12 protein-coding genes are annotated in these 13,314 nt (G+C 46.3%); all 12 read right to left on the reverse strand.

Features of this window, described 5'->3' with window-relative positions:
• Positions 1–90: 90 nt before the first annotated feature.
• The 12 genes from NST38_RS18945 to panB all read right to left on the reverse strand — a co-directional run bounded on the left by NST38_RS18945 (position 91) and on the right by panB (position 13,251).
• Positions 91–1,296, reverse strand: coding sequence for an acetate/propionate family kinase (locus NST38_RS18945; RefSeq protein WP_036671987.1), 1,206 nt, complete (start codon positions 1,294–1,296; stop codon positions 91–93).
• Complete coding sequence (locus NST38_RS18950; protein WP_017687750.1) at positions 1,293–2,165, reverse strand: 3-hydroxyacyl-CoA dehydrogenase family protein; 873 nt, start codon at positions 2,163–2,165, stop codon at positions 1,293–1,295. Before NST38_RS18950 ends, NST38_RS18945 begins: the two co-directional genes overlap by 4 nt.
• 133 nt (positions 2,166–2,298) lie before the next feature.
• The gene (locus tag NST38_RS18955; protein ID WP_047843540.1) at positions 2,299–3,801 is read right to left on the reverse strand and encodes an AAA family ATPase; all 1,503 of its coding nucleotides are present in this window, start codon (positions 3,799–3,801) and stop codon (positions 2,299–2,301) included.
• Positions 3,794–4,321, reverse strand: coding sequence for a hypothetical protein (locus tag NST38_RS18960; RefSeq protein WP_017687748.1), 528 nt, complete (start codon positions 4,319–4,321; stop codon positions 3,794–3,796). Before NST38_RS18960 ends, NST38_RS18955 begins: the two co-directional genes overlap by 8 nt.
• A 302-nt stretch (positions 4,322–4,623) precedes the next feature.
• A complete protein-coding gene (locus NST38_RS18965; protein WP_047843541.1) occupies positions 4,624–5,154 on the reverse strand; it encodes a DUF5590 domain-containing protein in 531 nt (176 codons plus the stop codon).
• 37 nt (positions 5,155–5,191) lie between these two features.
• Positions 5,192–6,499, reverse strand: a complete 1,308-nt coding sequence (locus tag NST38_RS18970) for an amidohydrolase (protein WP_076250017.1) — start codon at positions 6,497–6,499, stop codon at positions 5,192–5,194.
• Entirely contained in the window at positions 6,486–7,139 is a 654-nt protein-coding gene (locus NST38_RS18975) for a redox-sensing transcriptional repressor Rex (RefSeq protein WP_076250016.1), read from the reverse strand. The genes NST38_RS18970 and NST38_RS18975 overlap by 14 nt, the downstream gene beginning before the upstream one ends.
• Positions 7,140–7,358: 219 nt before the next feature.
• Positions 7,359–10,220 carry an ATP-dependent DNA helicase DinG gene (dinG, locus tag NST38_RS18980; protein ID WP_076250015.1) on the reverse strand — a complete coding sequence of 954 codons (2,862 nt, stop codon included), beginning with the start codon at positions 10,218–10,220 and terminating at the stop codon, positions 7,359–7,361.
• Positions 10,221–10,362: 142 nt separating this feature from the next.
• Positions 10,363–10,986 (reverse strand): tetratricopeptide repeat protein, encoded by a 624-nt coding sequence (locus NST38_RS18985; RefSeq protein WP_306068488.1) that lies wholly within the window; start codon positions 10,984–10,986, stop codon positions 10,363–10,365.
• A gap of 117 nt (positions 10,987–11,103) precedes the next feature.
• A complete protein-coding gene (gene panD, locus NST38_RS18990; RefSeq protein WP_017687742.1) occupies positions 11,104–11,487 on the reverse strand; it encodes an aspartate 1-decarboxylase in 384 nt (127 codons plus the stop codon).
• Positions 11,480–12,376: a pantoate--beta-alanine ligase gene (panC, locus tag NST38_RS18995; protein WP_076250013.1), complete on the reverse strand. Its 897-nt coding sequence runs from the start codon at positions 12,374–12,376 to the stop codon at positions 11,480–11,482. Before panC ends, panD begins: the two co-directional genes overlap by 8 nt.
• The gene (gene panB, locus NST38_RS19000; protein WP_076250598.1) at positions 12,373–13,251 is read right to left on the reverse strand and encodes a 3-methyl-2-oxobutanoate hydroxymethyltransferase; all 879 of its coding nucleotides are present in this window, start codon (positions 13,249–13,251) and stop codon (positions 12,373–12,375) included. Before panB ends, panC begins: the two co-directional genes overlap by 4 nt.
• Positions 13,252–13,314 lie beyond the last annotated feature (63 nt).

Genomic DNA, 13,314 nt, shown 5'->3' on the forward strand with positions numbered 1-13,314 from the left:
CCCTTGGTTCCTGAATTTGAAAATGCAGCGGGCAGGCTTATGCCTGTCCTCTGCACTTCCTTGTCATTCTATATTTACTTTACAGTTAGATTACTGAGAATTCAATACGATTCGGTGTGTATCGCGTGCAATTACCAATTCTTCGTTAGTTGGCACAACGAGAACTTCCACTTTGGAATTCGCTGTTGTGATCCGACGTGGTTCGCCGGAACGAATGGCATTCAGCGCTTCATCCAGTTCAACACCCAGATAAGTGAGCTGCTCACATACTTTTTGGCGAAGTACAACGGAGTTCTCACCTACACCAGCCGTAAAGACGATCACGTCTACACCGTTCATTGCAGCTGCATATGAGCCGATGTATTTACGCAGACGGTACTCGTACATTTCAAAAGCAAGCGTGGAGTTGGCATCGCCATTCTCCATACCTTCCGTAATCTCACGCATGTCACTGCTGATTCCGGAGATCGCAAGCAATCCACTGTGTTTGTTCAACATGGAGTTCACTTCGCTTACGCTCAGTTCTTCCTTGTTCATTACATAAGGTACGATGGCTGGGTCAAGGTCACCAGAACGCGTTCCCATCATCAGTCCTTCAAGCGGAGTCATACCCATCGAAGTATCCACGGATACGCCACCTTTAACTGCTGTTACACTACCGCCGTTACCGACGTGACAAGTGATAATTTTCAGATCTTCCACTGGACGATCCAGATATTCAGCAGCTGCCTTGCTTACGAAATCATGGGAAGTACCATGTGCGCCGTAGCGACGTACTTTATATTTTTTGTAAAGTACACGCGGAATAGCATACAGATATGCTTTTTCCGGCATCGTTTGATGGAACGCCGTATCGAAGACCATTACCTGTGGCACACCAGGCATATTTAATTCAGCCGCACGAATACCCATCATTGCTGCAGGGTTATGAAGTGGAGCCAAGTCGAACAAACGACGAATTTCAGCTTTGGCAGCATCATCTACCAATGCAGATTCTTTAAATGCTTCACCACCGTGAACAACACGGTGTCCAACAGCTTGAATTTCACTTACAGAATCCAGTACACCATTTTCTTTGTGAGTCAAAATATCAATGACTTTACGGATCGCTGTTGTATGCTCCAGAATCTCACTAACTTCTGTAACATCCTCACGGCCTGTCGGTTTGTGTGTCAGGATGGAGGAATCCATTCCGATCCGTTCTACCAAACCTTTAGCCAGTACAGATTCGTCAGTCATATTATACAGTTGATATTTGAGCGAGGAACTCCCCGCATTAATTACGAGTACTTTCACAGTCGGTCACCATCCTTGTCGTACTTGAAGAATCCTTCGCCTGTTTTGGCACCCAGGTGTCCTGCACGCACCATTTTCTTCAGGACTGTAGAAGGACGATATTTCAATTCTCCGAATTCACGGAACATTCTTTCGAGTGCAGCTTCAACAGAATCCAATCCGAAACGGTCAGCCATTTCGAGTGGTCCATGTTGGAAGTTGTATCCGATACGCATTGCATCATCAATATCTTCAGCAGATGCAACACCTTCTTGCAATACATGCAACGCTTCGTTAATCAGCAGGCAGATCAGACGGGAAGTTACGAATCCAGGGGATTCATAAATCATGACTCCTTTTTTGTCCGCTACTTCTTCAACAAAACGTCTGGTCTCTTCGAATGTTGTATCCGAAGTTTTCAGTCCACGAATAATCTCTACAAGATCAACCCGGGATACCGGGTGAATAAAGTGCATACCAATAACACGCTCTGGGTATTTGGTCGAGCTTGCAAGCTCGGTCAAACTCAGCGTGGATGTATTACTTGCCAGAATGACATTGCTTGGACAAACTTGGTCCAGTTGGCTGAATACTGCTTTTTTCGCATCCAGATCCTCTGAAATTGTCTCAATGACCATGTCGCAAGTTCCAAGTTCAGCTAAATGAGCTACCTTGGTAATACGGGAAAGAATTAATTTCTTCTCCGCTTTTGTAATCGCCCATTTCTCCAGTTGTTTATCCAGATTGGTTTCGATCATGTCATATGCATGATCCAGCTTTTGTGTTGTATGCTCCACGAGAAGCACATCAAGTCCTTTGGCTGCGAGCATCTGGGAAATACCTTGCCCCATCGTACCGCCGCCGACAACTCCTATTTTTTTGAAAAACATGGTTCTGCTCCATCCTTTCGGTTCTCTATTTCTCTATTGTACCCTGTTCGCCGAAAATTACAAATTTCGACCCAACATATAATAATATCTTAGCACGAGTGAAATGTAAAAAAAAATAACCAGCATAAATAAATTATGCTGGTAGAAGGGCACTGTCACGAAATTGACAACGAAATTGTTCGCCAGACAAAACTTCCTCACGAATCAAAATGTCGAGTGAATTGTCGAAAATTGTCCGTTGTTCTTCAAGTAACCGCTTTGTCTGCTCCATCAGTTCTTGCAGAATTAATTTATTCTCTCGCATCAGTTCCTCGGTTGTGACCATATCCATGTTCACAATCCCAAGTGAAGTCAACCCCGAAGCCATCATCGTCTGTACAACATTGGTTGCCTGATCAAAGTCATTGCGTGAACCCGTGGAACGACCACCGTAGTACATTTCCTCCGCAGCTGCTCCTCCGAGTGCAATCATGATCTGCTCTTCCAGAAAGCGCTTCGTATAGAGGAACTGTTCCTGTTGCGGGTTATGACGTACATATCCCAGCGCCTGACCACGCGGACTAAGTGCCACCTGACTAACACTGCCTGGACGAACGAGTTCAGCCATAATGGCATGTCCCAACTCATGAATGGCGACCCTTTTCTTCTCTTCCACGCTGGACTCACGGTCTGTCTTCTCACCCATCATGACTTTATCAATAGCCAGGGACAAATGCCGCTGTTCAATGTTTAACAGCCCGTCTCTCATGGCGTATATTGCTGCTTCGTTCATCACACTTTCGAGCTGTGCACCGGAGAAACCATATGATTCTTCCGCTGTTTTCTCCAGATTAACTTCCTTCAACAGAGGTTTGTTCACCGCATGCAGTTCCAGAATATGCTTTCTGCCCTTTTTGTCAGGCAAGTCCACTTGAATGTGGCGGTCAAAACGTCCCGGTCGCGTCAGGGCACTATCCAGCATCTCTTTACGGTTCGTTGCAGCGATAACCAGAATTCTTGGCGTATCGGAAGAATAGATTCCATCCATTTCCGTCAGGAGCTGATTGAGGGTCTGATCATATTCACGCTGTTGACCACCCTCACGTTTCCCCCCGATGACATCGATTTCATCGATAAAGATAATAGCGTTTTCCTTATTTTCCTTGGTGGCACGGGTTCTCGCGTCCTTGAACAAATCCCGAATTCTGCTGGCACCCACACCAACATACATTTCCACGAACTCACTACCCGATGCTGCTACAAAAATAGAATCGGTGTAATGGGCAGCAGCCTTGGCCATCAACGTTTTCCCTGTCCCTGGAGGGCCCGTCAGCAAGATCCCTTTTAACGGGCGAATCCCGAACTTCCGGATTTCTTCATGTTTGATCAGAAAGTCAAGCGCTTCACGCAATTCCTGCTTGGCACTGTCCTGTCCGCCAATTTCTTCAAAAGTAAGCTTGGAAGGTCCTTTTTTCTTCCGTTTACGTTCCTGTGCAGCGCCTACTGTAATCCCGCCACGCATTTGCATCATGAACAGCAAAGCTCCGACAAGCACTGCTGCAATCAGGATCGGAACAATATTAACACCAGTAAAAGCAAGGAAAATAATCAATACGGGAAAAAATCCGATGGCAACTTCTTTTGTCCACTTAGGCATTAGGCCACACTCCTATCTGACCGGGCACACGCGGCAGAATAATAAACTTGCTGGCATCTCCGTCTCTGAGACTGACATATACATTGTTGTCATCCATCGCTGTATTTACCTTAATTCCATTCGTCGCCATCTTGGACAACGTTGGTGTAATCTCGGTGTATTGCTTGTTCTCCATCGCCTGAGCTACGGTGAACATCGCATCCCCCCACCAACTTTCCAGTGCTTCACTGGAATGATCCACAACATCCAACTTTAGTGAGCGTGTTCCAATCAGGGTCTGTCCTTCTTTGTGAATATATTGTACCAGTCTGCCCAAATCAACATCAGGTTGCAGATCCAGTTTCAATTGTACGTCATTGCGGTTAATAGTTAATTGAACGTCGTTGACTCCATCGTACTGGGTTACCATTTTTTCAATCGGATTCTGCACAGCCACCTGACGATATACAAACCAACCTCCAAACAACACAACGGCTGAAATGACGGCAGTTAAAGCAATAGGCAATACTTTTAGCTTCAAGTGAATTACCCCTCCCAGAATTTGGCCCAACCTACTGGCTTATTGGTATATACGAATATGTGCACATTGACTCCTGCGAGAATTTCGACAGGATTATTTGTTTTTGAATGTAACTTTGAGTACATATCTGAGTATATCACATCGTATATACAATTTCGAAGGCGAAAATATGAATAAATTATTAATTTTAACTATTTAAATCAAATATATTTACAGGCAACACAAAGAACCGGTTCAGTCGGATATCCGTCTGCCGGTTCTTTCATTTCTTTACATTCTCTAGTTATGTCACTCTATTTGTTCTAGCTGTTCGGGAGTGTGTAGACCAGGTCCACCTGTTCTCCGTTGCTAAAACGATAAAAGCGATAGTGGTTATGCGTACCGTCTTTATAATACACTTGCCACACATATATTCCATTCACAACTCCGGGCATGATTCGTTTAATCTCACCGGCAGGAACTTCAGAACTGAAGCGATTGCGTATCTGCGCTTCGGACATGCCATTCTGCAGCAGCTCACTGTGTACAGCGTTTGCACCCTTAACCGGTTGATTGTTTGCGTCGAACTTAACCCAGACCATAACATCCTGGTTATCCTTGTTTTTGCCGATCAGGGTCCAGTAGATGTTGTCAGAGCCTTCTTTGTCTCCCCAGATGTACTTACGCAATTCATCATAGGATGTAATGCCCAGTTGCTCCTGTGCTGCTTGTATGGCGAGCGCTTCTTCCTTGCGTTGGTCCTGCGTGACATGAACGTAATAACGCTGAAGTCCAAACAGAATCAGAACCAGTGCAAGCAGCGAAATCCATATCCACTTCTTTTTTTTCTTCAAAAGCCGAACTTCCTTTCCCTATGATGCTGTCCTGCAATTAACGAGCAAGCAGACCATCAAATGCCAATTGAGACTCACGCAAAATGCGTTCTTCATCCAGCGTCAGACATTCGCCATGTTTCACTACTTGTTTTCCATCCACCCATACGTGTTCAACATCTTTGGCAGAAGCCGAGTAAATCGTATGTGAGATCAGGTCTGTATGTGGATAGAAATGTGCCTGTTCAATGTTAAGGGCGATAAAATCAGCCTTCATGCCAACCTGAAGTGCTCCGGTATTATTCAAGAAGATGGATTTGGCACCGTATGACGTTCCGAGTAATAACGCTTCGCCTGCTGGCACTGCCGTCGGGTCACCAGATACACCTTTGTGAATCAATGCAGCCAGTCTCATTTCCTCGAACATATCCAGGTTGTTGTTACTTGCTGGACCGTCTGTTCCGAGTGACACGGTAACTCCTGCTTTCAGCAACGCAGGTACCCGCGCAACACCGGAAGCGAGTTTCAGATTACTTCCCGGGTTATGGGATACAGCCACATCATGGCGGGCCAGAATCTCAATCTCTTCGTCATTCAGATGCACCGCATGTGCAACCAGGGATGGACGAGAGAAAAAGCCCAGTTTCTCCAGATGTGCCACAGGACGCAGTCCATAATCAGCCACGTTCTGCTCGACTTCACGAAGCGTTTCCGACATATGTGTATGAAGGGGAAGGTTTAGGTCGTTCGCGACCTGCACAAGCTTCTCTATGTAGTCAGGAGGGCATGTATATGGGGCGTGTGGCGAGATTACGGTTGTAATGCGACCATCTGCCTGTCCATTCCACTCACGTGCAAACGCTGCCGACTCCTCCAGCTTCCGCAATTGTTCTTCTTCCGAGCACAGCCCGATTACACCACGTGCCAGTGCCGCTCTAACGCCGGATTGCTCCACAACTTTGGCAACTTGATCCATGTGATCGTACATGTCCAGGAAAGCTGTAGTTCCGCCTTTCAACATTTCAAGCACTGATAGCGAAGTTCCCCAATATACATCTTCTGAAGTCATTTTCGCTTCCATCGGCCACATTTTTTCCTGCAACCATACTTGCAATGCAAGATCGTCTCCGTGCCCTCTGAGCAACGACATCGCTGCATGACCATGCGTATTGATCAGACCCGGCAGGAAGAACAGTCCTTTTCCATCCACTTTGGTACAATTTTTGTCTTCATCCGGCAATGTCTCACCAATATGCACAATCTTGTCATTCTCAACAACCATGTATCCTTGGACCACGTTCCATGTTGTGCCGCCTTCATTAACAGCAAATTTGCCATTGTGAATTACCCATCTATTTGTTGTCATCTTCCTCGTCGTCCTTTCCAGTATCCAAGTAATAGGCCAAACTAAGCAGATCTGTTGTAAAGTCAGCATGGTGAATGCGGATATGCGGCGGTGTTTTTAGAATGGTTGGTGCAAAATTAAGGATCGCTTCAATTCCTGATTCAATAAGCTGATCGGCTACATTTTGGGCTTCCGTATCCGGAACCGTGATAATTCCGATGCGAATGTTTTCCATTTTAACCGCTTCCGTCAATTCATCCATTGGTTTTACCGTCAAACTGTTGATTTGACTACCTATCTTCGGTCCATATGCATCAAATACAGCAACAATCTTCATGTTGTCTTTCAGATATGCGTTGTAGTTGGACAAGGCTTGACCGAGGTTACCCGCTCCTACCAGAGCTACATTAATTTGCTGATCGATTTTGAGAATGTGACGAATTTTCTCGATCAAATAGGATACATCATACCCGATCCCTTTACGACCAAAATCACCGAAGTAAGCCAGGTCTTTACGAATTTGGGCCGGATTCAGATCCAGCCTCTGTCCAAGCTCTTGAGAAGAAACAGTAGCCACCTCACGCTGATGCAACTCGTTCAAATAACGCAAGTAAACAGGCAGACGTCGTACCACCGCTTCCGAAATTTTATCCGATTTCATTCTTGCTCCCCCTTACCAAGGCCACGATAAAATAATAGATGAAAAGATGAGCATTCTGTATAAAACTCAAAGATAAACGTGACATTTTATACAGAATGCTCCTTGTAATTTAGGTTATAAGTTCTTACGTGCAACTACTTTAATCGGATACGGAAATATCTAATAAAGTTTAACGCCAAACGATAGTGTCATGCAATGATATAACGAACAAAACAACCATTATTTTTGTTCATTAGCAGGTTTTTCCAACCACTCGGTAATTCGTGGAACCATCTGCTCCGTGAGCATATGCTCCATTTTGGGTCCAGGTAATGAATATAAAAAGAATTTACCATAATACGCTTCAATCACCCGTGTATCATAAACAATGACAATTCCTCTGTCCTTTGCTGTACGTACCAATCGGCCAAATCCCTGTTTGAAACGAATGACCGCTTGTGGCACGGACAGTTTCATGAACGGATTTTTCTTCTGCTCCTGAAGCAACTCACTCTTGGCTTCCACCAACGGATGATTCGGTGGCTGGAACGGCAGTCGCACAATAGCGAGACAAGTTAACGCCTCTCCCGGGATATCTACACCCTCCCAGAAGCTGCTTGTGCCCAGAAGTACCGTTGCTTTGGCATCTTGGAACCTGCGAGTCAATTTGGAACGACTTCCACTGTCAACGCCTTGCCCAAGCAACGAGATGTCGTTGCCAGACAGTGCCTCCTTCAGCGGATCATAGACCTGTCGCAACATCTTGTATGAAGTAAACAGAACCATCATGCGTCCACGCGTAGCAATTGCCGTCTCTGCAAGTGATTGCACCAGCATATTAACAAAGTGCGCATCACCCACACTTCCCTTCACACTCGGGAAATCACGCGGAATCACCAGAAGTGCCTGATCGCGATAGTTGAAAGGTGATGGCAGCATCGACGTTAACAGCCGATTATTCTCAGAGGCTTCCTGTAAGCCAAGCTGCTCAATCATGAACTGGAATGACTTATCTACCGAGAGCGTAGCCGATGTAAGCACAACACTTTTCTTTTTGTCAAAAAATAAATCCTTAAGTTGGGCACTGACATCTACAGGTACGGCATACAGCTGAAGAGATTTACTGCGGAACTGACCGCTGGCTTCCATCCAGTACACCGTTTTGGCGTCATCCATACGCATGAAGAAACGTAGATTCTCCTTCAATGTGGTCAGATCTTTCAGCAATCCTGTAATGTCCGTGATCAGACTATCCGATTGATAATCATCCTGATCCTCTTTCACTTCAAGCAGCAATTTGTCCCCTTTGCGAACCAAATCGCCCAGAGTCACATAAATCTGGTTCTCCAGATCCTGCAACTCCTGCCATTTTGCAGGTTTCTGAGATGCTTTCAGACGCAGTGAAAATTGCCCCGTCTCTCCCGGTGAAGCATCACTTCGTTCAGGCAAGAGACCAAACAAGGCATCGCTCATACGATCCCACAGCTCCTTAACTTCAAGAGCAAGCGGGAACATCTGATCCACCATGGAGCCCCATTGCACCGAATTTTCATGCCCGGAAAACTGCGAACGAAGCATAGGTAGCTGACCATTACGACTGTCTTTAAATAGGCGGGTCAGTGTATGAACCAAGGTGAAATATTTCATATGCATTCCAAGATGTTTACCAGCGACATCCTCCAGATGATGTGCCTCATCGATCACAAGACTCTCATAGGCTGGCAGCAGCTGATGCGCGGCTTTCACATCCGTAAATAATTTGGAGTGATTGGTGATTACGATATCAGACAACCCTGCTTCATGTTTGGCACGATGGTAGAAGCATTTACGGAACCATGGACAGGATCTTCCCAGACATGATTCGGATTCACTCTGTACGGTCTCCCAGAAGTCCCCTCCGCGTCCGCTAAGGTTAAGTTCCTCATCATCTCCGGTTTCGGTCTGCGTAAGCCAGACGATCATCTGAGCAGCTGTGAAATAATCCTCTTTCGGTGTGGCGAATTCACGTTTATTGATTTTGTGTTCAAATTTGCGCAGGCACAGGTAATGTCCACGTCCTTTGAATACAGCAGCCTTAAACGGGAACGGAACCACTTGAGTCAGCATCGGAATGTCCCGCTCTCTCAATTGCTCCTGCAGATTGATCGTATGCGTGCTAACCATAACTTTCTGTTCTTGCTTCACACTTTCGTAAATAGCAGGCAACAGATACCCTAGAGATTTACCGGTACCCGTTCCAGCTTCGATCAAGAGATGTTTCTCTTCATCCAGGGCTTGCCTTACACTGCTGAACATCTGAGTCTGCGCTTCACGCTCTTCGTAATGATCCAGCGTATCCTTCAGGTTCTCCCGAACCTGGTCCATAAACTGTTCGAAGCTTACACCATCGAGGGGGTTAGCCTCCCGCTCATCGCGTGGTGCACCAATATCGGTCCAATCACTTACATTAAGAGCAAGCTGACGATAATAGGTATGTCCGTCCAGATCCTGAATCGGCTCTGCTTCCTTCTCACTGCGCATCCCGTCCAAGAACCAACCCAAGTCACTGTCTTCTGGTGCAAACAGGTCACTGAGGCGCTGAATCGTTATGAGCGGTAATTCCTTTAACTCATCCAGACACTTGAGTAGCACATAGGCTGTCGCCAGTGCATCACTGTCTGCCTGGTGAGGGCGATCATGTTGAAATCCAAATTCGGAAGACACATAACCGAGTTGATAAGAACCCAGTGATGGGAATGTGATCTTCAGAAAATCAATCGTGTCCAGAATGCGGCCAGTGAACGGCAAATAACCGCAACGGTCAAGAGCATTCTGCAAAAAGTGAAAATCAAAAGCGACGTTGTGTCCAACAAGCACCACATCATTAAGCAGCGGAACCATCTCCATCATCATCTCTTCGAGTGAAGGAGCGTCCGCCACATCTGCATCGGTAATACCCGTCAACCCCGAAATAAACGGGGGAATCGGTACACCAGGGTTCACATAAGAACTATATATTTGAGTTATGCTGTAGTCATGATCTATGATGGCAAGTCCGGCCTGTATAATCTCACCGTCGGACTGCGTGCCGGTTGTTTCGAAATCCAATACGGCAAATTTCATTGCAATGTACGGTCCCTTCCATTCCAGTCTATGTTACAGCATAGCAAAAAAAAGGGGATTTGAAAATTAACTAACAAAAAAGCGGTGTCCCCGCCGCTATGCCAAAGGAGGGAACACCGTTTTTTTGTCGCCGAATTCCCGCTTAATGAAGGGTCGTCAGCTGATTAGCATATTGCAATTTTCCCCTGTTCAACCTGCAAGCTTCCATGTTGTACAGTGGTTCGGTCAATGTCGGGTCATACTGAAGGGCCTGTGCAAAGAGTGAACATGCAGCTTCGGGATTCGCAAGCTTGACTTGAATACAGCCCAGGGCGTTACACACAAGCCCTTTCAAGCGAGGTGAACCTTTAAGGTACATGATCTGCTGTAAATGTGTTCCGGCTTCCGCCATTTGTTCCAGATTCAGATACGCCAGCGCCAGGTAAAAACGAGTTAATGCACTCTCCGGATGGTCGGTCACAACCCGGGAGAATTGCATGATCGCCTGCGGATACATCTGTAATTTGAAATAACCCTGACCTCGACTGAAACATTCCAGATGGAGTTCAGGCAGAGCGGTAACAGCTTCCTGTTCCGGTTCAAGGGAAGCAGGCTTATCCATCTCTCGCTCCCTCACCTGGCTCATCTTTTCTTCAAACATCAGCCATTCATCCAGCATTCCGTCACTCATCCGCTTAAGCAAGTTCCACTTTTGCAACAATTCTTGTTTGTTCAGGCCTTCAGCGGAAGGATAGCTCTTGATAATTTCATCTAACATGTCGTTCATTTCTGCGAAAACATGCTGGAACATCGATGCATCCCCACCCTTGAAAAAATGGATTAGTGCAGTGACCTGTACTCATTTTTTGCTTCAAGGGCCGATTTCATTCTCCTTACCAGTCGATTACATAATTGTTGCGTGGACTTCCTGTTTCATCGTTTGTACAGGTTTATTCTGTCCATCTACAAATACAACGGTTGGTTTGTGAGTATTTGCCTCTTCTTGCGACATCATGGCGTAAGAAATGATAATGACGTTATCTCCAGGCTGTACCAGACGTGCAGCTGCGCCGTTAAGACATATGACCCCGCTTCCGCGTGGTCCTGGAATCACATATGTTTCCAGACGTGCACCATTGTTGTTGTTCACAATTTGCACTTTCTCGTTTTCCATCAAGTCGGATGTTTCCATCAAGTCTTCATCTATGGTAATACTACCCACATAGTTCAAGTTGGCTTCCGTTACCGTAGCCCGGTGAATTTTGGATTTCATCAGTGTTCTAAACATGGGACAGTACCTCCGATTTTTGCAACCTTATATTGTCAATCAATCTTGTTTTTCCGAATTTCACCGCAAGTGCAATGAGCAGATCGTCACGGCCTTGAACTTCTTCCTGATCTGTGAGCGGCTCCAGACTTGGAAAAGCCTGAATCTCGGCGTAGTCGATAACGGCAAGCGGTGAGGTTGCAATGTGCTCGCGCAGAATACGACGGATATCTGCGGCTGTAGTAGCTACACCTGTATCTGCGGCTTCCTGAGCTGCACGTAGTGCCTTCGATAGAACCAAGGCCTGTGTGCGCTGTTCTGGGTTAAGGTAGACGTTACGTGAACTGAGGGCAAGGCCATCCTCTTCGCGAACAATCGGACAGGGTACAATTTCTACAGGCATATTCAAATCATTCACCATCTGTTGAATGACCGCAACCTGCTGAGCGTCTTTCATTCCAAAAAATGCACGCTGTGGCTGTACGATGTTGAAGAGCTTGGAGACTACAGTTGTTACCCCGTCAAAATGTCCTGGACGTGAAGCGCCACATAAGCGCTCCGTCAGTTTTGAGACAGATACGGTCGTTTGCGTTGCCTGTGGATACATCTCTTCAACAGAGGGAATAAATACGATATCCACTCCTTGTGAGCGTGCTGTTTCCACATCTCTGGCTTCATCCCGCGGATAGCTGTCAAAATCTTCATTAGGGCCAAATTGAATTGGATTAACAAATATGCTTAATACCACGATATCGCTCTGTTGTCTGGCTGCCTGCATCAAGCTTGCATGACCTTGATGAAGATAACCCATTGTTGGTACAAGACCTACAACAGACGCACTGGACCGAATCGCTTGACGCTTCAAACTTAGTTCCTGTCTTAACTCTGCGATTGTCCGTAATACTTTCATGAGTTACTCGCCACCTTTTCCTTGCGTTGTCCGCCGTACAGTTGATCCAGAACACCATCCGCCGCATTGAATACATGCTCTTCGGCCGGGAACGAACGATCTTTCACTTCTTTCACGTAAGCTTCGATGCTGGTTCTGATTAATGTACCCACATCTCCATAGGTTTTGACAAATCGTTTGGGCGTATACGGAGAGGCGTATTGAACCACATCGTGGAATACCAGTACCTGACCATCACAGCCTCGTCCTGCTCCAATTCCGATGGTAGGGATGGACAGTTCCTCCGAGATCGCCCGTGCAACTTCTTCCGTAACCAGTTCAAGCACAATGCCAAACGCACCTGCAGCTTCCAAGGCTTTGGCTTCGTCCATCAGACGTTTCGCATCCGCTGCATCCTTGCCCTGAATGCGGTAACCACCAATCTGATTAACCGATTGAGGTGTCAGTCCGATATGTCCAAGAACAGGCACGCCTGCTTGCACAACTGCTCTGACGGTGTCCGCTATCTCAACTCCGCCTTCCATTTTAACCGCATGGGCATGCCCCTCTTGCATCAGTCGACGGACACCCTTAAGCGTCTCATCCACGCTGCCATGATACGTCATAAAAGGCATATCAGCCACAATAAACGTCTTCTCAGCACCGCGCACTACGGAACGTGTGTGGTATACCATGTCGTCGATGGTCACCGGAAGCGTCGAATTATAACCCAGTACTACATTGCCGAGTGAATCACCAACCAGGATTAGATCGATACCTGCTTCCTCTGCGAGGAGCGCTGTTGGATAATCGTAAGCCGTGATCATGGTAAGCGGCACGCCATCCTGCTTATATTTTTTCATTTTCACAATATTCAACGCTTGTTTGTTCGCCATTTTTTTCATGGCTCCTTTCTTCTTTTCAAATAAACGCAACAAAAAAAACCTTTTAGTTTTCCA

The organism is Paenibacillus sp. FSL H8-0104 (assembly GCF_038050215.1).
GTDB lineage: Bacteria > Bacillota > Bacilli > Paenibacillales > Paenibacillaceae > Paenibacillus > Paenibacillus amylolyticus.

Excerpts from the sequence above, each read along its gene's own strand:
- NST38_RS18950 (WP_017687750.1), bottom strand. The coding sequence starts at position 2,165 with ATGTTTTTCAAAAAAATAGGAGTTGTCGGCGGCGGTACGATGGGGCAA.
- NST38_RS18955 (WP_047843540.1), bottom strand. The coding sequence starts at position 3,801 with ATGCCTAAGTGGACAAAAGAAGTTGCCATCGGATTTTTTCCCGTATTG.
- NST38_RS18970 (WP_076250017.1), bottom strand. The coding sequence starts at position 6,499 with ATGACAACAAATAGATGGGTAATTCACAATGGCAAATTTGCTGTTAAT.
- NST38_RS18975 (WP_076250016.1), bottom strand. The coding sequence starts at position 7,139 with ATGAAATCGGATAAAATTTCGGAAGCGGTGGTACGACGTCTGCCTGTT.
- dinG (WP_076250015.1), bottom strand. The coding sequence starts at position 10,220 with ATGAAATTTGCCGTATTGGATTTCGAAACAACCGGCACGCAGTCCGAC.
- NST38_RS18985 (WP_306068488.1), bottom strand. The coding sequence starts at position 10,986 with ATGAACGACATGTTAGATGAAATTATCAAGAGCTATCCTTCCGCTGAA.
- panD (WP_017687742.1), bottom strand. The coding sequence starts at position 11,487 with ATGTTTAGAACACTGATGAAATCCAAAATTCACCGGGCTACGGTAACG.
- panC (WP_076250013.1), bottom strand. The coding sequence starts at position 12,376 with ATGAAAGTATTACGGACAATCGCAGAGTTAAGACAGGAACTAAGTTTG.
- panB (WP_076250598.1), bottom strand. The coding sequence starts at position 13,251 with ATGGCGAACAAACAAGCGTTGAATATTGTGAAAATGAAAAAATATAAG.